General features: G+C 66.6%; 20 protein-coding genes. 5 read left to right on the top strand and 15 right to left on the bottom strand.

Annotated features, from left to right (window positions below; all coding sequences use genetic code 11):
- Positions 1-2 precede the first annotated feature (2 nt).
- The 3 genes from EV580_RS09750 to EV580_RS09740 all read left to right on the top strand — a co-directional run bounded on the left by EV580_RS09750 (position 3) and on the right by EV580_RS09740 (position 2,102).
- On the top strand, positions 3-668 hold the full coding sequence (locus EV580_RS09750; protein ID WP_133690805.1) for a septum formation initiator family protein: 666 nt from the start codon (positions 3-5) through the stop codon (positions 666-668).
- Positions 661-1,158 carry a DUF501 domain-containing protein gene (locus tag EV580_RS09745; protein WP_133690804.1) on the top strand — a complete coding sequence of 166 codons (498 nt, stop codon included), beginning with the start codon at positions 661-663 and terminating at the stop codon, positions 1,156-1,158. The genes EV580_RS09750 and EV580_RS09745 overlap by 8 nt, the downstream gene beginning before the upstream one ends.
- Positions 1,159-1,220: 62 nt before the next feature.
- The gene (locus EV580_RS09740) at positions 1,221-2,102 is read left to right on the top strand and encodes a Ppx/GppA phosphatase family protein (protein WP_255496898.1); all 882 of its coding nucleotides are present in this window, start codon (positions 1,221-1,223) and stop codon (positions 2,100-2,102) included.
- 3 nt (positions 2,103-2,105) lie between these two features.
- Here EV580_RS09740 and EV580_RS09735 read toward each other — a convergent pair whose 3' ends face one another.
- The 4 genes from EV580_RS09735 to EV580_RS09715 form a co-directional block, all read right to left on the bottom strand.
- Complete coding sequence (locus tag EV580_RS09735) at positions 2,106-2,564, bottom strand: DUF4383 domain-containing protein (RefSeq protein WP_255496769.1); 459 nt, start codon at positions 2,562-2,564, stop codon at positions 2,106-2,108.
- A 266-nt stretch (positions 2,565-2,830) separates the two neighbouring features.
- Positions 2,831-3,937, bottom strand: a complete 1,107-nt coding sequence (locus tag EV580_RS09725; protein ID WP_133690802.1) for an NDMA-dependent alcohol dehydrogenase — start codon at positions 3,935-3,937, stop codon at positions 2,831-2,833.
- Positions 3,938-3,959: 22 nt separating this feature from the next.
- On the bottom strand, positions 3,960-5,234 hold the full coding sequence (locus EV580_RS09720; protein ID WP_133690801.1) for a cytochrome P450: 1,275 nt from the start codon (positions 5,232-5,234) through the stop codon (positions 3,960-3,962).
- Positions 5,235-5,385: 151 nt separating this feature from the next.
- Positions 5,386-6,678 carry a sensor histidine kinase gene (locus EV580_RS09715; protein WP_286171509.1) on the bottom strand — a complete coding sequence of 431 codons (1,293 nt, stop codon included), beginning with the start codon at positions 6,676-6,678 and terminating at the stop codon, positions 5,386-5,388.
- Between the two features lie 36 nt (positions 6,679-6,714).
- Here EV580_RS09715 and EV580_RS09710 point away from each other — a divergent pair, with 36 nt between their 5' ends.
- On the top strand, positions 6,715-7,401 hold the full coding sequence (locus EV580_RS09710) for a response regulator transcription factor (protein WP_183503028.1): 687 nt from the start codon (positions 6,715-6,717) through the stop codon (positions 7,399-7,401).
- Here EV580_RS09710 and EV580_RS09705 read toward each other — a convergent pair.
- The 7 genes from EV580_RS09705 to EV580_RS34200 form a co-directional block, all read right to left on the bottom strand.
- Positions 7,394-7,585, bottom strand: coding sequence for a ferredoxin (locus tag EV580_RS09705; RefSeq protein ID WP_133690800.1), 192 nt, complete (start codon positions 7,583-7,585; stop codon positions 7,394-7,396). The genes EV580_RS09710 and EV580_RS09705 overlap by 8 nt on opposite strands.
- Positions 7,586-7,660: 75 nt before the next feature.
- Positions 7,661-8,338, bottom strand: a complete 678-nt coding sequence (locus EV580_RS09700) for a response regulator (protein ID WP_183504786.1) — start codon at positions 8,336-8,338, stop codon at positions 7,661-7,663.
- 5 nt (positions 8,339-8,343) lie between these two features.
- Positions 8,344-10,899 carry a DUF4118 domain-containing protein gene (locus EV580_RS09695; RefSeq protein ID WP_133691125.1) on the bottom strand — a complete coding sequence of 852 codons (2,556 nt, stop codon included), beginning with the start codon at positions 10,897-10,899 and terminating at the stop codon, positions 8,344-8,346.
- Between the two features lie 45 nt (positions 10,900-10,944).
- Positions 10,945-11,817, bottom strand: a complete 873-nt coding sequence (locus tag EV580_RS09690; RefSeq protein ID WP_133690798.1) for a potassium-transporting ATPase subunit C — start codon at positions 11,815-11,817, stop codon at positions 10,945-10,947.
- Position 11,818: 1 nt separating this feature from the next.
- Positions 11,819-13,942 carry a potassium-transporting ATPase subunit KdpB gene (kdpB, locus tag EV580_RS09685; protein WP_133690797.1) on the bottom strand — a complete coding sequence of 708 codons (2,124 nt, stop codon included), beginning with the start codon at positions 13,940-13,942 and terminating at the stop codon, positions 11,819-11,821.
- Positions 13,943-13,944: 2 nt separating this feature from the next.
- Positions 13,945-15,615 (bottom strand): potassium-transporting ATPase subunit KdpA, encoded by a 1,671-nt coding sequence (gene kdpA / locus EV580_RS09680; protein WP_133691124.1) that lies wholly within the window; start codon positions 15,613-15,615, stop codon positions 13,945-13,947.
- Between the two features lie 15 nt (positions 15,616-15,630).
- The gene (locus tag EV580_RS34200) at positions 15,631-15,720 is read right to left on the bottom strand and encodes a potassium-transporting ATPase subunit F (protein WP_102808100.1); all 90 of its coding nucleotides are present in this window, start codon (positions 15,718-15,720) and stop codon (positions 15,631-15,633) included.
- A gap of 290 nt (positions 15,721-16,010) precedes the next feature.
- Between EV580_RS34200 and EV580_RS09665 the strand changes: the two genes are divergently transcribed.
- Positions 16,011-16,691, top strand: a complete 681-nt coding sequence (locus EV580_RS09665; RefSeq protein ID WP_133690796.1) for a type III PLP-dependent enzyme domain-containing protein — start codon at positions 16,011-16,013, stop codon at positions 16,689-16,691.
- Here the strand turns inward: EV580_RS09665 and EV580_RS09660 are convergent, their stop codons facing one another.
- Genes EV580_RS09660 through EV580_RS09645 form a run of 4 tightly spaced genes read right to left on the bottom strand, consistent with a single transcriptional unit; the run spans position 16,692 to position 20,803 of the window.
- Positions 16,692-17,549 (bottom strand): LLM class F420-dependent oxidoreductase, encoded by an 858-nt coding sequence (locus tag EV580_RS09660; protein WP_133690795.1) that lies wholly within the window; start codon positions 17,547-17,549, stop codon positions 16,692-16,694.
- Complete coding sequence (locus EV580_RS09655; protein WP_133690794.1) at positions 17,546-18,421, bottom strand: LLM class F420-dependent oxidoreductase; 876 nt, start codon at positions 18,419-18,421, stop codon at positions 17,546-17,548. The genes EV580_RS09660 and EV580_RS09655 overlap by 4 nt, the downstream gene beginning before the upstream one ends.
- A gap of 34 nt (positions 18,422-18,455) precedes the next feature.
- Positions 18,456-19,289: an LLM class F420-dependent oxidoreductase gene (locus EV580_RS09650; RefSeq protein WP_133690793.1), complete on the bottom strand. Its 834-nt coding sequence runs from the start codon at positions 19,287-19,289 to the stop codon at positions 18,456-18,458.
- 29 nt (positions 19,290-19,318) lie between these two features.
- The gene (locus EV580_RS09645) at positions 19,319-20,803 is read right to left on the bottom strand and encodes an ATP-binding protein (RefSeq protein WP_133690792.1); all 1,485 of its coding nucleotides are present in this window, start codon (positions 20,801-20,803) and stop codon (positions 19,319-19,321) included.
- Positions 20,804-20,807 lie beyond the last annotated feature (4 nt).

The raw sequence follows: 20,807 nt of genomic DNA, 5'->3' as shown, positions 1-20,807 counted from the left end.
TTGTGGCGGAAAGCAAGCGGCCCGACTCGAAGCGACGCTCCCCGGCCTCCCGGCCGGGGGGTTCGGGTCGAGTCCGCTCGCGCACGTCACCCGTGGCCAAGCCGAAACCCGCTGAGGCGCGCACGGTCGCGGAGCCGGTGAGCGTCATCGAGCCGATCAGGCGTGCGGTCGCGGAGGCGGTGGAGCAGCAGAGCGAACAGCGGCTGGGTTTCACCGCACGCCGCGCGGCGATCTTGGCGGCACTGGTCTGCGTGCTCACGCTGACCATCGCCGGACCGGTTCGCACATATTTCGCCCAGCGCACCGAGATGAAGCAACTGCACGCCTCCGAAGAGGCGCTGCGCAAGCAGATCGCCGACCTGGAGTCGCAGAAGACCAAGCTCGGCGATCCGGTGTACATCGCCGCGCAGGCCCGCGAGCGGCTGGGATTCGTTATGCCAGGCGACATTCCGTACCAGGTGCAGCTGCCTGCGGGCGCCGCCGTCACCACCGACACCGGCCCGCAGGCGACGGCGGTGCGCAACACCGACCCGTGGTACACCTCGTTGTGGCACACCATCGCCGATACCCCGCACGGCCCTCCGCCGGTGGCTCCCGCCGTCGACCCGGCCCAACCGGAGGCGCCGCCGCCTGATCCCGGCGCTCCACCACCGGCGCCCGGTGGTTGATCCCGCCGATCTCGACGCGGTAGCGCGGCAGCTGGGGCGCGAGCCGCGCGGCGTCCTGGAGATCGCCTATCGCTGCCCCAATGGTGAACCGGCCGTGGTCAAGACCGCCCCGCGGCTGCCCGACGGCACCCCGTTCCCGACGCTGTACTACCTCACTCATCCGGCGCTGACCGCCGCCGCGAGCAGGCTGGAATCCGACGGGCTGATGCGGGAGATGAGTGAACGGCTGCAACAGGATTCGGAGGTGGCCGAGGCCTACCGCCGGGCCCACGAGTCGTATCTGGCCGAGCGGGATGCGATCGAGCCGCTGGGGACGACGTTCTCGGGCGGTGGCATGCCCGACCGGATCAAGTGCCTGCACGTGTTGATCGCCCATTCGCTGGCGAAAGGGCCGGGTGTCAACCCGTTCGGCGACGAGGCGTTGGCGGTGCTGGCCGTCGAGCCCGGGATGGCGGGAATTCTGGACAAGGGGGAGTGGACATCAACGTAGAGACCAACCGGGTGGCGGCCGTCGACTGCGGCACCAACTCCATCCGGCTGCTGATCGCCGACATGGCCGGCGGGCGCCTGCACGATGTCCACCGGGAGATGCGCATCGTGCGACTCGGCCAAGGTGTTGACGCCACAGGGCAATTCGCGCCCGACGCGCTGGCTCGCACCCGGGCGGCACTGGCCGACTACGCCGCGCTGATGAAACGTTTCGACGTCGCCAAGGTGCGCATGGTGGCGACGTCGGCGACCCGCGACGCGTCCAACCGCGACGAGTTCTTCGCGATGACCGCCGAGGTGCTGGATCCCGCGGTTCCCGGCGCGATCGCCGAGGTGATCAGCGGGCAGGAGGAGGCCGAGCTGTCGTTCAACGGTGCGGTCGGTGAACTCGACAGTGCCGCAGCACCATTCGTGGTGGTCGATCTCGGTGGCGGCTCCACCGAAGTGGTGCTGGGTGACGGCGGCGGTGTGCACGCCAGCTTCTCGGCGGATATCGGCTGCGTGCGGCTCACCGAGCGCTGCCTGCATTCGGATCCGCCGACGGCCGCGGAGGTGGCCGCCGCGCGAGAGGTGGTGCGGGAACGCCTTGGTGAGGCGTTGCGAGTGGTCCCGGTGGACCAGGCCACAACCTGGGTTGGCGTGGCGGGAACCTTCACCACGCTCGCGGCGCTGGCCCAGCACATGACCGTCTACGACCCCGACGCCATCCACCTGTCGCGCGTCGGTTTCGGCGATCTGCTCGCCGTGTGTGAGCAGCTCATCGGGATGACGCGCAAGCAGCGCGCGGCGTTGGGTCCGATGCACGAGGGCCGCGTCGACGTCATCGGTGGCGGTTCGATCGTCGTCGAAGAATTGGCGGATGCGCTGGGGCAGCGGGCCGGTATCACCGAATTGGTGGTCAGCGAGCACGACATCCTGGACGGGATCGCGCTGTCGATCGCCTGAGCGTCACTCCTCGGGATCGATCAACGGCTCACCGTCGGCGCCGGTCGGAACCCGGCTGCCCGCCAGCGTGAGGCCGAGCACCGTCATCACCACGCCGATCGAGAGATGCAACCAGTTGTCGGCATTGTTGAGCGGCAAGATATTTGGCAGCGCGGATGGATCGGCCAGCAGTCCGTACACCCACAGCCCGAGGTAGATCAGGCCGCCGCCGATGAGGTAGGCGCGGGCACATGCGAACGTGCGGGCGAGCAGCAGGCCGGCCACACCGAAAACCAGGTGCGCCACGTTGTGCAGCACCGACATCCTGAATACCCCGAACAGTTCACCCCGGACCGTCAGGCCGGGGATGAATCCGGCGATCGCGATCAAGACGAATGCCGCAGCGACCAGCAACGCGGCAACCTGGACTGCCAGCAGGCCTACCCGGGGTCGCTGGAGCCAGCCGATATGGGTGGTCTCCATGGCCGTTGGCATACCCGTCAATTCCGGCGGTCAACCCGGGACGTGCATGGAAATTCGGGGTTAAAGCTTGACCTTGCAGCCGCTGCCGATGTTGTGACAGTGATGGCCGCCGTCGCAGGCGTTACAGCGACACGTACAACCACCGGTGTGTTTGGGCTCGTTCATGACAGATCATCTCCTTCGCCCTGATGGCCTCACGATAGTTCGCGGCATCCGGCGTGTCAGGGAGTCGGTGGATCTGCGCGGCCTTTATCGCGAGGGCCTGATCAGAACCGGATCAAGCCTCGGATGTTCACCCCGGCGTGCATGTCGGCGTAGCCCTGGTTGACCTCTTCGAGGGTGTATTCGCGGGTGACGAGCTCGTCGAGCTTCAACTGGCCATCCCGGTGCAGATCGAGCAGTCGCGGGATGTCGCGCCGCGGGTTGGAGGATCCGAACAGCGATCCGCGAACCTGCTTTTCGTACAGCGTGAGATCGAAGAGCGACATGTCCACGGTTGTGTCGGTCGGATGCGGAATCGCCGTCATCACCACCCGGCCCCGCTTGCCGACGAGACTCAAGCCGTGTGCCACGTAGGCGCCCTCCGCGGAATCGGTTGTCACCACGCATACATCGGCCATCGCCCCACGAGTCAGATCGGTCACGAGCGCTTGCGCTTCTTCCAGACTGGCGGCCGTGTGTGTTGCGCCGAACTCCAGTGACCGGCTGCGCTTGTACTCGATCGGGTCGAGGGCGACGATCACCCGGGCACCGGCGATCCGGGCACCCTGTATCGCGTTCATGCCGATACCGCCGACACCCATGACCACCACGGTGTCGCCGTCACGAGTTTCGCCGGTGCGCACGGCGCTACCGTAACCGGTGGTGACGCCGCAGCCGACCAGTGCGGCGGTGTCCAACGCGATCGCCGGATCCACCTTGACCACCGAGGACACCGGAACCACCGTGTACTCCGAAAACGTTCCCAGCACACACATCTGGCCCAGTCCCTGACCTCTGGCGTGGAAACGGAACGTGCCGTCCAGTTGCGGACCGGCGATGATCGCCGCGCCCAGGACGCAGAGGTTGCTCATCCCGCGTGCGCACGGCTCACAGCGACCGCACGCCGGAATGAAGCTCAGTACCACCGGGTCACCTTCAGTGACTTCCTTGACGCCAGGTCCGACCTCGACGATCACCCCGGCGCCCTCGTGACCACCGACGACCGGAAGCTGCATGGGCATGTCGCCGGTGACCAGGTGGTCATCGGAGTGGCACAGGCCGCTGGCGGTCAACTTGACCAATACCTCGTTCTCCTTGGGCCCGTCGAGATCGACTTCCTCGACTTCCCACTTCTGATGCAATCCCCACAGCACTGCGGCCTTGGTCTTCATGTTCTTGTCGTCTCCTTGTGTCTCAGCGCTTTTCCGGTGTCCAGGTCGCCGGCAGGCTGTTGATGCCGTTGATGAAGTTGGCGATCTGAAACTCGGGATTGGGTGCGGAAATGTCCGGGATGCGGGTGTACACCTCCGTCAGCAACGAACGCAGCATCGTTCGTGCCAGCGCCCCGCCGAGACAGAAGTGCGGGCCTCCGCCACCGAATGCGATGTGCGGATTGGGGTTACGCAGGATGTCGAATGTGAACGGGGCGGTGAAGACGTCTTCGTCGCGATTGCCGGAGATGTACCACAACACGACTTTGTCGCCGGCCTTGATCTGCGAGCCGCGCACGGTGACGTCCTGGGTTGCGGTGCGCCGCATGTGCAGCAGCGGCGAGGACCACCGCAGCACCTCCTCGACAGCGGTATCGATCCGTCCCTCGATGTCCTCGATGAGCAGTGCCTTCTGATCCGGAAAACGAGAGAAGGCGTAGATGGCGTGGGCCGAGGCGTGCCGGGTGGTGTCGTTAGAGGCGACCGCCAGCAGGACGAAGAACGCCTTGAGTTCGTCATCGGTCATCTTCTTGCCGTCGAACTCGGCCTGCACCATCCAGGTCAGCAGATCCTCGCCGGGGTTGGCTCGACGCTGGGGGATGAGTTCCCCGGCCACCGCGTGCAGGTCCATGACCGCGCCCATGAACAGTTCCAGCTCGCTCTGGTCACCGCGAACGCGCGGATCCGTCCAGCCCAGCAGGCGCTGGGCGGCGTTGGTGGCCTTGTAAAGGATCTCGCCTTCGGGCAGACCGAAGAAGCTGCCGAAGATGCGCGCGGGCAACTTCACCGACACGAGTTCGACGAAGTCGCCCTCGCCGAGGTGGGCCATCTCGGTGACCAGATCCCGTGCGTGGCCGCGGATCCAGCCCTCGAGGCGGCGCATGTTCTTCGGCTTGAACGCGTCCATCGTGATGCCGCGCAATTGGGCGTGGCGCGGCGCATCCATCGCGATGAAGGACTGGGCGACCTCGATCGCCTCGGGGGCGAAGTCCTCCATCGTGATGCCCTGTGCGGAGGAGAAGATCTCCGGATGCCGGCTGGCCATCCGGATGTCCTCCTGCTTGGTCAGCGACCAGAAGCCTTTGGTGTTGAGCTCCGGGGGCAGCAGGTCGGACTCGGCCGGCCGGCTCCAGGGCACCGGGTTCTCCTTGCGCAGGACCGCGAAGGCCTGATCGCGTTCGTCGGGATGCATCGTCCAGAACGACCGGGCACTGAGGTCGATGTCACCGTGGGTGGTGTCGGGCAGGGCTGTCGTCATGGCTGTCCTTTCCAGTCCACGCCGGGACAGCACTGACCTGTGGTGCGCGTCACTGCGGCGTTCGAACCCATCGTGTTGGGTGAACCCGGCCTGCGGCACCGGCGTGCGTGCCAATCACTGGCCTGCGCGGGCCAGCATCAGCACATCGCGGTCACCCGACGGGTGCGCGGAACGTCGCCGCCAGGCCGCCGCCGTCGCGCGCAGTGAAGTCGACCCGTCCGCCCATCGCCTCGACGATCTGTTGCACGATCCACAGACCGAGACCGGCGGTGCCCCGCTGACCACCGGCACTGACGTATTTGGCGGTCAATTCACCAAGGCTCTCGGCGGGAATGCCCGGGCCCCGGTCGAGTACCCCGATGACGAGCTCGTCGCCGTCGCGATCGCAGACGACGTCGACCGGCTCGCCCCTGCCGTGCCGGGACGCGTTCTCCATCAGATTCGTCAGCACGCGGCGCAGCCCTTGAGCGTTGATGAGCACGGCACCCACCTCGCCGTTGACGATGAGGCGCAGCCGTGGCGGTGCCAGGCCGACGGCATCGGCGGTGGCCGCGATCAGATCGGCGACGTCGACCCGGCGCACGCGCCCGTCCGAGAAGGTCGGGCGGCGACTCAACGCCACATCGGACAGCGCGTCCAGCATGTCGCGCAGGTGGTGCACATGGCGATCCGCCAACTGCAGGCTGACTTCTTGGTCGGAGCGGGACATCGGTCGCCCCGACGTCAGTGCTGCGGTCAGGGCCTCCAACGAGGCGATGGGGGTGCGGAATTCGTGGACCAGCACCTGCAGCCCGTCCTGCTGTGATTCGTAGGACCGCAGCAGCCGGGCCCGGAGGTCGCGTTCCTCCTCGGCAGCCGCATGCTCGGCCTCGGCCTCCACCAAAGCGCTTATCCGAGAACGATGTTCGCGTTCGGCGAGCGCCGAGAGTCCCGCGGTGATGATGGCGACGAACACCAGGAACAGCGCCGACCAGCCGGCCTGTAGCGCCGGGGAGATGCCGACCGGCGCCGGCGGGGACCAGAGCATCGCCACGGGAACCAGCGCCGCTCCGAGCAGCACCGCCACCACCAGCGTCTCGGTGAACGACAGCCGGGCCGCCGATGCCACGAGCACCAGCACGAGCACCGAGAGGACGGGGCTGTACACACCGCCCGTCAGGCAGATGATCGCCAGGGTGAACGCCCCGTCGAACACGCTGACGAGCCAGGAGTAGCGGGTGCGGCGCACTTCCAGCTGTGGATTCGCCAGCATCACGGCCGCATAGATAAGCGCACCGGTCAGCACCGCAAACGTGATCGGCGCATGGTGGCGAGCCCAGGCGGGACCGATGAGGAGAAGGACGCCGATGGACAGCACCACCACCGTCCGCACCGCGACCACGATCCGGGCCAGGGTGAAGTCGTCCCGGTTGGCCATGCCGGTGACGTGATCGAGCGGTCTCACCCGGCTGACCATAGGGTTGGCACTAGCATCGCGGCAATGAGCGGCATCGTCGGCGGCAAGAAGATCGTCGTCGTGATCGTCGATGACCATGAGCTCTTCGCCCAGGGGTTGGCGCTTCTCCTCACTCGCGAATGGGGAGAGATGTTCAGCGTGGGTGGCCAGACCACATATGTGGAGGAGGCCGCCGACCTGGTCGCGAGCTGCGACGCCGATGTGGCGATCATCGACCTGACCATGCCGCCGTTGGGTGGGGTGGCCGCGATCCGACATGTCAAGGCGCGCCGTCCGGCGACCCGCATTCTGGCGTTGTCGGGAACTGACGATCCGAGCCTGGCGGAGGAGGCTCTGCGGGCGGGGGCCGACGGCTTCCTGCCCAAGACAGCCCGGCCGGAGGCGCTGGCCGGCCCGCTCTGGACTGTCGCCGAAGGTCTGTGCGTTGTGGACCGAACGCTGCTCGATGCGCTGCTGACCAGTAACCGCAAGCCGCCGTCGACATTGCTGGACAGCCTGTCCGACCAGGACCTGCGGCTGTGGACGCTGCTGGCCACCGGAATGGAGACCACCGATATCGCCGCGCGGATGGTGGTGTCGGAACGCACGGCCAAACGGATGGTCGCCGGTCTGCTGCACAAGCTCGGCGTGACGAACCGGATTGCCGCCGCTGCCATGGCCGGTCGCTATCGTTTACTCGACGACCTCGCAGATACCCAGGGGCTCAGTTGATTTCGATCGCCAGCGCCGGACACATCGCAGCGGCTCGTACCGCACGATCCCGCTCGGACTCTGGCGGGTCGGGATCGAGCACCACAACCTGCTCGGCGCCGTCCGGCAGGTCGAACAGTTCGGGTGCGGCCATCAGGCACTGCCCGTGGCCCTCACACAGCTGGTAGTCGACGGTGATGTGCATAGCGTCAGTATCGGCAGCGGTTACGGCTCGGCGGGCGGACCGCGCGAGCCAGTTGTGGCCTGCGCGGGCCAGACCTCAGGCCTCGAAGCGATAACCCATGCCCGCCTCGGTCAGCAGGTGGCGCGGATGTGACGGGTCGTCCTCCAGTTTGCGGCGCAGCTGCGCCAGGTAGACCCGCAGATAGTGGGTCTCCTTGGCATAGGCCGGGCCCCACACCTCTTTGAGCAATTCCTCGCGGCCCACCAGCTTGCCGCGGTTGCGCACCAGCATCTCGAGCATGCCCCACTCGGTGGGGGTCAGGTGTACCTCGGCGCCGTTCTTGACGACCTTCTTGGCGGCCAGATCGACTGTGAACGAATCGGTTTCGACCACGGGCTCGTCGGTCTCCGAGGCCGACGCCGCGCGGCGCACGGCAGCGCGCAGCCTGGCCAGGAATTCGTCCATTCCGAACGGCTTGGTCACGTAGTCGTCGGCGCCGGCGTCCAGAGCGTCGACCTTCTCGGCCGAGTCGGTCCGGGCCGACAACACGATCACCGGTGCGCTCAGCCACCCGCGCAGTCCGCCGAGCACCTCGATCCCGTCCATATCGGGCAGCCCGAGGTCCAGCACGATCACGTCGGGCCGCTGCTCGGCGGCGGCCTTCAACGCGCCGGCACCGGTCGCGGCGGTGATCACCTCGTAGCCGCGCACACTCAGATTGATCCGCAACGCCCGCAGAATCTGCGGCTCGTCGTCGATCACCAGCACCTTGATCTTGCTCACTGGCCGGCCCCCGGAGGTGCGGCGAGGTCGACGATCACGGTGAGGCCGCCGCCGGGGGTGTCGGTGGCCGAGATCGTCCCGCCCATCGCCTCGACGAACCCGCGGGCCACCGAAAGCCCCAGTCCGACACCGTATTTGTTGTTCCGATCGCCAAGGCGCTGGAACGGCTCGAACAGCTGCTCCTCGGTGCCGCGGGGCACCCCGGGGCCTTCGTCGACGACGTTGATCAATATCCGGGTCCCCACCCGGCCCGCGTTGATCCGCACGATCGATTCCGGTGCGTAGCGCAACGCGTTGTCCACCAGGTTGGCCAGCACCCGCTCCAGCAGGCCGGCGTCGGCCAGCGCGACGGCATCCCCGACGTCGACCTTGATTCGGTCCAGCCGCAAGGCGGCGAACCCCGTCGACCCGCGGCTGATGCTCAGCAGTGCGCGCTGCACCACCTCTTCGAGGTACACCCGCTTCAGTTCGGGGCGTACGACACCGGCAGCCAGTCGCGACGAGTCCAGCAGGTTGTCCACCAGTGCGGTCAGCTGGTCGACGGACTCCTCGACGGTGGCCAACAACTCGGCGGTGTCCTCTTCGGAGAACCCGATATCGTCCGAGCGCAGGCTCGACACCGCCGCCTTGGCCGCGGCCAGCGGGGTGCGCAGATCATGGCTGACCGCCGAGAGCAGTGAGCGACGCAGTTCGTCGGCCTTCTCGATGGCCTCGGCCTTGCTGGCCTCGGCGGCCAGCTCCCGCTGACGGACCAGGCCGGCCGCCTGTTTAGCGACCGCGGTGAGCACTCGGCGATCGCGGGCGGGCAGACTGCGCCCCGACATCAGCATCCAGAACTCGTCGTCGCCGACCTCGATCGCGGTGTCCGCGGAATCGACTGTCACACAGGGATCCTTGCCTACGCACGCGACGATCTGCTCGTCGTGTCCGCGCACCCGCAGCACGCTCACCGCGCGCTGGGAGTAGGTTTCCCGCACCCGTTCCAGCAGCGTCGCCAGGTCCGCGCCGCGCAGCACCGAGCCGGCGAACAGGGCCAGCAGTTCGGCTTCCTGGGAGGCGTGTCTGGCCTCGCGCTGCCGGCTGGCCGCCCGGTCGACCAGTACGGCCACCGCGACCGCCAGCATCAGCAGCACGAGCTCGGTGATCGCGGCGTCGGGCTCGGCGATGGTGAACGTGTAGCGCGGCTCGGTCAGGAAGTAATTGAGCAGCAGGCCGGACAGCATCGCCGACAGGACCGCCGGCGCCACACCGCCGAGCAGCGCGACGACCAGCACCCCGACGACGAAAAGCGCGCTCTCGCCGCCGATGGTGAGGTATCGGTCCAAAGCCAGGGCGGTTACCGCGCAGATCACCGAGGGCACGATGACGGCGGCCAGCCAGGAGATCACCCGGCGTTCCCTCGGCGAGGCGGACCGCAGCGAGAACCCGCGCTTGGCCTCCTCGTGGGTGACCATGTGCACGTCGATCTTGCCGGACTGCTGGACGATCGCCGCGCCGATACCCTCGTCGAACACCCGGGCCCACCGGGATCGCCGCGAGGTGCCGATCACCAGCTGTGTCGCGTTCATCTCACGGGCGAAGTCCAGCAACGCTTTTCCGACGTCGTCGCCGACGACGGTGTGCACGGTGGCCCCCACACTGGCGGCCAGCTCACGGACTTTACCCATCTGCGGCGCCGAGACGCCTGACAGTCCGTCACCGCGCACCACGTGCACGATCATCAGCTCGGCACTGGACTTCGAGGCGATCCGGGATGCCCTGCGCACCAACGTCTCCGACTCCGCCCCGCCGGTGACGGCGACGACGACCCGTTCGCGGGCCTCCCACGTCGCGGTGATCTTGTTGTCGGCACGGTATTTGGCCAGGGCGGCGTCGACCTGGTCGGCCAGCCACAGCAGGGCGAGCTCGCGCAGCGCGGTCAGATTGCCCCGGCGGAAGTAGTTGGACAGCGCGGCGTCCACCTTCTCCGGTGCGTAGACGTTGCCGTGAGAAAGCCTGCGCCGCAATGCTTCCGGAGTGATGTCCACCAACTCGATCTGGGAGGCGGCGCGGACGATCTCGTCGGGCACCGTCTCCTGCTGTTCGATACCGGTGATCTGCGCGACGACGTCGTTGAGGCTCTCCAGGTGCTGGACGTTGACCGTGGAGATCACCGAGATGCCCGCGTCGAGCAGTTCTTCGACGTCTTGCCAGCGTTTGGGGTTCTTACTGCCCGGGGTGTTGGTGTGCGCCAGTTCGTCGACCAGGACCACCTGCGGTTTGCGAGCCAGAACGGCGGGCACGTCGAGTTCGGGAAAGCTGCCGCCGCGGTAGTCGATGTAGCGGGGCGCGATGGTTTCGATACCGTCGAGCAACTCGGCGGTCTTCTTGCGGCCGTGCGTCTCCACGACGGCGGCCACCAGATCCGTTCCGCGTTCCAGCCGGCGGTGCGCCTCACCGAGCATCGCGAACGTCTTACCCACGCCCGGTGCGGCGCCGAGGTAAATACGCAACTCGCCTCGCTTCGGCTGGGGGCTCGAGGAGGCGGGCTGCGCTTCACCGCCGCTGGTCACCCGGGGCGGATGGACGGTATCCACACGATCATCATTCACCGGTTCTCAGCTCTTGGCCCCGAACTTCTCGTCCAGCGCAATGTTGAGTTTCAGCACGTTGACCCGTGGTTCGCCGAAGAACCCGAGCGTGCGGCCGTCGGTGTACTGGGCCACCAGGGCCTGGATCTGGTCGGCGCCGACACCGCGGGCCTTGGCCACCCGGGCGATCTGCAGATCGGCATAGGCGGGGGAGATGTTCGGATCCAGGCCGCTGCCGCTGGCGGTCACCGCGTCGGCGGGCACCACAGGAGTGCGCACAGCGCCCTTGACCGGAACGATCTGGCCGACCGCATAATCCTCACCCGGCTTGGCGCACTGCACCTGAACGCCTTCGTAGCTGTCCAGGAACGGACGGGCGGTGGTGTCGCACGGCTCGTTGATGCTGACCACGGTGGTCGGGTGCACCACGGTGCCACTGGCGTCGCGCGGGCCGATGACCGAGAGCACCGCACCCACGCCGCCGCCGGTGCAGAACGGACGGGCGCCGTCGACGCCGTTCAGTTCGCCGATGTCCTTGCTGCGGGTGCAGACCTGGGTCAGCAGGCTCGGCTTGTCAGGAGAGTCGACGATGCTCTCCGGGCCCAAGTTCGACGCGCTGGTCGACAGCGGGTCGTAGCCGTCACCCGCGGCCGAGGGCCTGCTCTGGAAGTACTGCGGCAGCGCGGTGCCCTTGTCATCGGTGAAGGCCTGACCGATCAGGCTGGAGCCCACCGGTTTACCGCCCGACTCGATGATCGAGCCGTTGGCCTTGTCGTTCAGCCCCGGGATCTGGCCGACCAGCCAGATAAACAGCGGATAGCCGATCCCGACGATGACGGTGAGCACCAGCAGCGCACGCAGCGCCGCCCAGTGTTGACGAACGAGAGACGAGAAATTCATGTCACATCCCTGGGAGGAATTGGATGGCGAGGTCGATCAGCTTGATCCCGATGAACGGGGCGATGATCCCGCCGAGGCCGTAGATATAGAGGTTGCGGCTCAGCAGCTTGGACGCGCTGCTCGGGGTGTATCGAACACCCTTGAGCGACAACGGAATCAGCGCGATGATGACCAGCGCGTTGAAGATGACCGCCGACAGGATCGCCGATTGCGGGCTGTGAAGCCGCATGATGTTCAGCAGGTCCAGGCCGGGGAACAGGGCCACGAACATCGCCGGAATGATGGCGAAGTACTTGGCGATGTCGTTGGCGATCGAAAACGTGGTCAGCGCACCGCGGGTGATCAACAGCTGCTTGCCGATTTCGACGATCTCGATGAGCTTCGTCGGGTCGGAGTCCAGATCGACCATGTTGCCGGCCTCTTTGGCCGCCGAGGTGCCGGTGTTCATCGCCACGCCCACATCGGCCTGCGCCAGTGCCGGTGCGTCGTTGGTGCCGTCGCCGGTCATCGCGACGAGCTTGCCGCCGGCCTGCTCCTTTTTGATCAGCGCGAGTTTGTCCTCGGGGGTGGCTTCGGCGAGGAAGTCGTCAACACCGGCTTCGTCGGCAATCGCCTTGGCGGTCAACGGGTTGTCGCCGGTGATCATCACCGTGCGAATGCCCATCTTGCGCATCTCGTCGAAGCGTTCCCGCATGCCCTGCTTGACGACGTCCTTGAGATGGATGACGCCCAGCACTTCCGCTTTGCCATCGGCCACCTGCCCGACCACCAGTGGGGTGCCACCGCCGGCGGAGATCCCGTCGACCAGGGTGCCGAGCTGTGTGGGCACCGTGCCGCCCTGGTCGCGCACCCACTGCGCGACGGTGCTGGCCGCGCCCTTGCGCAGCAGGTGCCCGTTGTCCAGGTCGACACCGGACATCCTGGTGGCGGCGGAGAATTCCACCCAGTGCGCGTTGACCAGCTCACCCGGGGTGCGGGCTCGCAGTCCGAAGTTCGACTTGGCGAACACCACGATCGAGCGACCTTCGGGGGTTTCGTCGGCAAGGCTGGACAGCTGCGCGGAGTCGGCCAGCTGTTCGGGGGAAACCCCCTCCAGCGGAACGAAATCCGACGCCTGCCGGTTGCCAAGCGTGATCGTGCCGGTCTTGTCCAGCAGCAGCGTGTTGACGTCGCCTGCGGCTTCGACGGCGCGGCCGGACATGGCCAGCACGTTGCGTTGCACCAGCCGGTCCATGCCGGCGATGCCGATGGCCGACAGCAGGGCCCCGATGGTCGTCGGGATCAGGCACACCAGCAGCGAGACCATCACGATCCCGGACACCCCGTTGGCGGTCAGCGAAAGCGAGTCCGGCACACCAGGGTTGTTGGCCTTCGAGAAGATCGCCAATGGCTGCAGCGTCGCGACGGCGAAGATGAAGATGATCGTCAGCGCGGCGAGCAGGATGTTCAGCGCGATCTCGTTGGGTGTCTTCTGCCGGTTCGCGCCCTCGACGAGCGCGATCATCCGGTCGATGAAGCTCTCACCAGGCTTCTGGGTGATCTTCACGACGATGCGGTCACTCAGCACGGTGGTGCCGCCCGTCACCGCGGAGCGATCACCGCCGGACTCGCGGATCACCGGTGCGGATTCGCCGGTGATGGCCGACTCGTCCACCGAGGCAATGCCTTCCAGCACGTCGCCGTCACCCGGTATGACCTGGCCGGCCTCGACCACGACGATGTCGCCCTGGCGCAGTAGGGGAGCGGCCACTTCTTCTTCGGCACCGGACGGCGTCAGTCGCCGAGCCATGGTGTCGGCCTTGGTCTTTCGCAGCGATTCGGCCTGCGCCTTACCGCGGCCTTCTGCGACGGCCTCGGCCAGGTTGGCGAACACCACAGTCAGCCAGAGCCAGAACACGATCAGCCAGCCGAACCAGCTCGGGTTCGTGAAAGCCAGGATTGTGCTCCAGACGGCGCCGATCTCGACGATGAACATCACCGGGTTGCGCCACAGCGTGCGCGGGTCCAGCTTGCGCAGCGCGTCGGGTAGCGACGTCAGGAGCATCTTGGGGTCGAGTAGACCGCCCTGTACCTGTTTCTTTGTGGGACTGGGTGTTTGCACGATGTCTGCCTCGATCACAGCCATGGTCAGTGGATTCCTTCAGCGAGGGGCCCGAGCGCGAGCATGGGCAGGAACGTCAGTGCCACCAAGATGAGCGTCACCCCGGCGACCATTCCGACGAATTGAGGACGGTGGGTGGGCAGCGTGCCGATCGACTCCGGTGTGCGGCCCTGTTTGGCCAGCGATCCCGCCAGTGCCAGTACCAACACGATCGGCAGGAACCGGCCGAACACCATCGCCAATCCCAGTGCGGTGTTGTACCACTCGGTGTTGACGGTGATGCCCGCGAACGCCGAGCCGTTGTTGTTGGCCGCGGAAGTGAAGGCGTACAACACTTCCGACAGTCCGTGCGGTCCGGAGTTGAGCATGCCGGCCCGCTGGCCGGGCATGGCCATCGCGACTGCGGTGCCGGTCAGCACGAGCAGCGGGGTAACCAGGAAATAGCTTGCCGCCAGCTTGATTTCGCGCGGGGTGATCTTCTTGCCCAGGTATTCGGGGGTGCGTCCGACCATCAGACCGGCGACGAATACCGTGATGACGGCCAGGATCAGCATGCCGTAGAGACCCGATCCGGTGCCGCCGGGTGCGACCTCGCCGAGCTGCATGTTGAACATCGTCATCATGCCGCCGAGGCTGGTGTAGGAGTCGTGGAACGAGTCCACCGCGCCGGTCGACGTCAGGGTGGTGGCGTCGGCGAAGATCGCCGAATCCGCAACGCCGAAGCGCTGTTCCACACCTTCCATCGCCGATCCGACCGCAGTGGGCACCGTGCCGTGGGCCTGCAGCTGGAACTTCAGCATCAGGGTCACGCTGATCAGTGCGAGCACGCTCATCACCGCGGCGATCGCATAGCCTTGCTTCTTGCTCTCGACCATCCGGCCGAACGTGCGCGGCAGCGAGAAGCTGATCACCAGCAGCAGGAAGATCTCGACCCAGTTCGTCCACGTGGTGGGGTTCTCGAACGGATGCGCCGAGTTGGCGTTGTAGAAGCCGCCTCCGTTGGTGCCCAGCTCCTTGATGGCCTCCTGGCTGGCCACCGGGCCGCCGGTGATCGTCTGGTGGCCACCGGCCAGCGTGTCGACGATCTGGTCGTGCAGGTGGAAGTTCTGGATGGTGCCACCGGCCAGCAGGATGATGGCCGCCAGCACCGAGATCGGCAGCAGGATGCGCAGGGTGCCACGCACCAGGTCGACCCAGAAGTTGCCGAGTTCACCGGTGTTGCGGCGGGCGAACCCGCGCACCAGGGCGATCGCGACGGCCATGCCGACGGCGGCCGACACGAAGTTCTGCACCGCCAGCCCGGCCATCTGCACCAGGTGGCCCTGAGTGGACTCACCGGAATAGGCCTGCCAGTTGGTGTTGGTGACGAAGCTGACCGCGGTGTTCCACGCCAGCGCCGGGGTCATGGCCGTGGCGGGGTCGTTGAGGTGCAGCGGCAGCCTGCCCTGCACCAGCTGGAAGACGAACAGGAACAGGATGCTGACCGCCGAGAACGCCAGCACACTGCGGGCATACGCGCCCCAGGTCTGCTCGGCCTTCGGGTCGGCACCGATCACCCGGTAGATGCCCCGCTCCACACGACTGTCCGTCTCCGATGTGTACACCCGGAACATGTAGTCGCCGAGCGGCACGTGTACGGCCACCAGCGCGACGATCAGCAAGACGAGAAACACGAACCCCGCGAGCCCGGAAGTCAAAGGTGGTGTGGTCACTTAGAACCTCTCGGGGAACAACAGGGCCGCGGCGACGAACAGGGCCAGCAGCACGGACAAGATCAGGCCGACGACGTTCTCGTAGCTCACAGCCGCTCGACCAGCTTCTGCACCAGGCCGAGCAGGGCGAAGATCGCGACAGTCAGCACGACGAATATGAGGACACTCATGTGGTGAAGCTAAGTCCGGAAAAGGCGCTCTACCGCCGACGTTGACGGTTTCTTTACGCCTGGACCGGTCGTCTTGACGGACTCCTGCCACCTGCGGTGTTTCAGCGAGCCCACAGCCAGGTCAGAGCCGCGTCAAGGTTTGGGCGGGCACCGTCGAGATAGCGTCAGGAAGAAGGTTTTACGGTGACACGCTCGACACGATTTCGGTCTATGGTCCTCAGACGTCAACTTCTGCAGCCCGAGCACCCCGAGATACGCCGGATGATCGGCTACCGGGACTCGTGCCTACCCGCTGAGGTGTCGTTCCCGGCCGCCTCGCTGGGCGACATCAGGGTGGCGCGCTGGCTGCGTGAACATCGATTGGGCGTCGATGTGCGTACTCTCGCCGAGCTGCATTCGGCCATCTCGGTCGGCATCCATCCGGTGTTGATGACCGTCCATGCCGATCATCTGGCCACCGGCGATATCCGGCGGGCAAGCGCTGCCGGAGTGGGCCGGGTGGTACTGAGCTGCCCTGACCAGATCGTGTCGTTGCGGACCGGCCGGACGCAGAATGTGTTGTTGCGCATGACCGATGCCGCGTCGCCGAGTGCACGCGTGACGGCGGTGGACGCGGTGATCGGCTGCCGCTCGGCCACCCTCATCGGACTGCTCTGCGAGATCGGCACGGCTGCTGACGATTTCGGTAGTTGTCCGGCTGCGATCGACGCCATGATCGCCCAGATGGCTGACATCCGCCGCCGTCACAACGTCGTGCTGACCCGACTGGTCGTGGCGGCCGCGGGGAATTCGATCGTTCGTCGCGATCTTGCCGAGGAGATCGATGAATCTGTCGACGACGCCTGTGCCACACTGCGCTTTCCGCGCCCGGCCGTCGTCATGGCTGCGTGATCACCGGTCCGCGGTCAACCCCAGCGGCCCGGCCAATTCGGTCAAGGTCGGCAACAACCTGTCCGCACCGCCCAGCACTTGGATGGTCACGTGGTCGGCGCCGGCGTCGAGGTGTTCGTTCAGCCGCGCCGCGATCGCCTCGGGTGTGCCGTAGGCCACCACCGCGTCGATCAGCTTGTCGCTGCCCGGCTGCTCGACGTCGGCGTCGGTGAATCCCAACCGCTTCCAGTTGTTGACGTAGTTGCTCAGCCCCAAGTAGAAGCCGACGCTGTCGCGGCCGAGCGCGCGGGCTTCGTCGGTATCGGTGGTCAGCACCACCTTGTGCTCAGGGGCCAGGAACACCGACGCTCCCACCAGATCGCGGGCCTGCGCGGTGTGCTCGGGGGTGGTCAGGTACGGATGCGCACCGGCGCTGCGATGCGCGGCCAGCTGCAGCACCTTGCGGCCGAGTGCGGCGATCACCCGGCGGCTGGTCGGCACGCACTTGTCGTCGAGCTTGTCGAGGTAGCTCACCAGCGCGTCGTACGGCTTCTGGTATTCCTGCGTGCGTTCGGGATGGCCCACGCCCACACCGAGCAAAAACCGCCCGGGGTAAGCAGTTTCGATGCGCTCATAGGATGCCGCGACGTCCTCGGCCGGCGCGTTCCAGATATTGACGATCCCGGTGGCGACGGTCAGGTTCTCGGTGCGCTCGAGGATCGGCTCGACGAATGCCAGCTCCGCCGCGGGTGAGGCGCCGACCCACACCGCGCCGTAGCCCAGGCGCTCGATCTCTTGGGCCTGCTCCGGTGACACGGGGCCGCCGGTCCACACTCCGTAGCGGCCGAGGTCCGGTTTGAGCAGCGACGGGTTGGTCACGAGTTACCTCTCGTTACGGTTGTTTGAGTCCCAAACTGTTTGAGACCCAGTGGGCCGGCCAATGCGGCCAGCGCATCCACCAGCTTGTCAGAAGACGTCAGCACCTGGACAGGCACGTGGTCGGCCCCGGCGTCGAGGTGCGCGGTGAGCCGGGCCGCGATCTGTTCGGGTGTGCCATACGCCACGACCGCGTCGACCAGCCGGTCACTGCCGGGCTTGGCCACGTCGTCGTCGGTGAATCCCAAGCGTTTCCAGCTGTTGAGGTAGTTCTGCAGATTGAGGTAGATGTCCAGGGCTTTGCGGCCGACCTCCCGCGCCTGATCCGCGTCGGTGGTGAGGACCGCCTTGTGCTCGGGCGCCAGAAACGCCTCGGGGCCCAGCAGTGCACGCGCTTCGGCGGTGTGCTCGGGGGTGGTGAGGTACGGGTGCGCACCGGCACCGCGCGCCGCCGACAGCTTGAGTACCTGCGGCCCGAGCGCGGCGACCACGCGCCGGCTCTTGGGGACGCCGTACTCGTCGAGTTTGTCGAGGTAGCCGCGCAGCGCGTCGATCGGCTTTTGGTACTCGCTCGTGGCTTCGGGATGCCCGACACCGATACCGAGCAGGAACCGGCCGGGGTAAGCGCTCTCGATCCGATGGAACGACTCGGCCACCGGGCCCGGCGCCGCGGTCCAGATGTTGACGATTCCGGTGGCCACCTTCAACGTGGTGGTGTTCGCCAAAATCGGCTCCACCCAGTCCAATTCGGCCGGCGGGGAGCCGCCAACCCAGACCGCGCCGTAGCCGAGCGCCTCGATCTCCTTGGCTTGGGCCGGGGTGACCCCGCGGCCGAACGAGCCGAAGCGGCCCAGGTCTGGTTTGGCGTCCGTCATCGACCTTCCTTCTTCCATCAACTCAGTCTTCCGGTCAGCGCAGCCCGAGCGGGCCGGCGAGTTCGGCCAAGGTTCCGATGACCTTGTCCGGCGACGTCAACAGCTGAATCGGCACGTGGTCGGCACCGGCGTCGAGGTGTTCGGACAGCCGGGACGCGATGGCCTCGGGCGTGCCGTACACGAGCACAGAGTCCACCAGTCGGTCGCTGCCGGGGCGGGTGATGTCGGAATCAGTGAAGCCCAAGCGCTTCCAGTTGTTGAGGTAATTGCTCAGCCCGAGGTAAAGCTCGAGCATCTTGCGGCCGACGGCGCGCGCCTGCTCGGCGTCGGTGGTGGGGACGACGGGGATCGCGGGCGCGAGAAAGGCGTCCGGGCCCATCAATTCGCGTGCCCGCGCGGTGTGCTCGGGGGTGATCAGCACCGGGTGCGCCCCGGCACTGCGGCGCGCGGACAGCTTCAGAACCTGCGGGCCGAGCGCGGCCAGCACCCGTCGTTCCCGGGGGACGTTGTGCTCGTCCAGCACGTCCAAATAGTCGTTCAGTGCGGTCAGGGGCTTGGCGAATTGTGCATCAGCTTCGGGGTGGCCGACGCCGACGCCCAGCAGAAACCGTCCGGGATAAGCACTTTCGATGCGATGGAAGGACGACGCGACCGCGTCGGGCCGGGCGGTCCAGATGTTGACGATACCGGTGGCGACTTTCAGCGTGCTGGTCGCGGCCAGGGTCGGTTCGACCCAGTCGAGTTCCGCGGGCGGCGATCCGGCGACCCATACGGCGCCGTAGCCGAGCGCTTCGATTGCCGTGGCCTCGTCGGGGGTGACCCCCATACCGAACGATGCGAACCTGCCGAGATCGGGCTTGGCGCTCATGGCCGCTACAACCCGCGGCCCGCGGTCGGCTATTCCGCGGCGGCGGAAAGTTCACCTGGCGTGGCCGCGACCGGGGGGATCGCGACCAGCGGCAGCAGGATGGTGAAGCGGGTATTGCCGGGTTGCGATTGCACCCGGATATCGCCCTGGTGCATCTCGACAACGATGCGGCGCGCGAGGTCCAGACCCAGCCCGTCGCCCTCGCCGAACGGCTTGGTGGTGAAGAACGCGGTGAAGATCCGATCGATGATCTCGTCGGGGATCCCCGGGCCGTCGTCGCCGATCTCGACGCGGATCATGTCATCGCCCTGGCGGGCAGTCGTGATCGTCAGCGTGCCGCGGCCCTTCATCGCCTGGATGGCGTTGTTGATGATCACATCCCAGACTTCGTTCAAACTTCCTGGGTAGCAAGCGATTTCGGGAATCGACTTGTCCCAGTCCTTGACCAGCTTGATGGGCTTGTCGGGGCCTACCTTGTCGCCGAAGAGAGTCTTCACCGTGCTGTGCAACAGCTCGTGGACATTGGTGACCTGGTATTCGGCCCGGTCCATCTGGGAGTACTTCTTCGCCCCGGCGAGCAGGCCGGAGATGCGCTCGCTGGCGTCGGCGATCTCGTTCATCCGAAGCTCGGTGTCGATCGTGTACTTCAGCCAGCCGATCGCGCTCTGCAGGGTGGCCGAGCAGTCGACCGAGTCGATGGACGCCTCGATACGTTCCAGCCAGTCGGTGTCCAGCCCGGCTTCGACGAACGTCGGCGCGTAGTCCCAGGCACTGGCGATGCCGTGGTCCTCGAGCCAGTCGCCGACCTGATCCTCACGGTCGGACGTCTCCAGCGCGGACAGTTCCTGCGCCTTGGACTTGGCGACCTGCTCGGCCACCTCGTCCTGGATCCGGACCAGCATCCGCAGCGCTTCGGGGGTGAACTTGCCGTCGGCCAGCATCGAGAGCTTGTAGCGCATCTTGCCGACGCCCTCGCGCAGATCGGCCACCGCACGTGCGGTGGCCGCTGCCGGGTTGTTCAGCTGGTGGGTCAGTCCCGCGGTGATCGTGCCGAGCGCCAGCAGCTTCTGGCGCTGGCCGATGATCTGGCTCTGCCGCCGGCCGCCGACCATATGGCCCTCGAGCAGATGCACGGCCATCGGGAACTCGGACTTCATGAAGCTGGAGAACACCTCGGCGTCGAGCACGAAGAACCGCGACGGCTCGGTGACCCGCACCGACGCCTGGTACACCTGCTCCTCGTTGGGGATGTAGGCCGACCAGGCTCCGCAGTACACGCCGCGCTGCGAGGTGCGATTGGTCTCGACGTCCACACCGCCGGAGCGCTTGGACATCACCAACTCGCCGTCGAGCAGCACGTAGAAACAGGTGGCCGGCTCACCCTCGACGACCACGGGACCGGGCTCGAACACTGCGATGTGCCCGTTGTCGCACAGCGTCTGCAGCTGTGTGTCGGACAGCTTCTCGAACAGGAACAGGGTCCTCAGTTCGTCGGGCATGCAGTTTTGGCCCATGTCA

It is taken from the genome of Mycobacterium sp. BK086 (genome assembly GCA_004362315.1).
Taxonomy (GTDB): Bacteria; Actinomycetota; Actinomycetes; order Mycobacteriales; family Mycobacteriaceae; genus Mycobacterium.
Note: the sequence above shows the minus strand (reverse complement) of the source record. Positions and strands in the feature narration are given on the sequence as shown.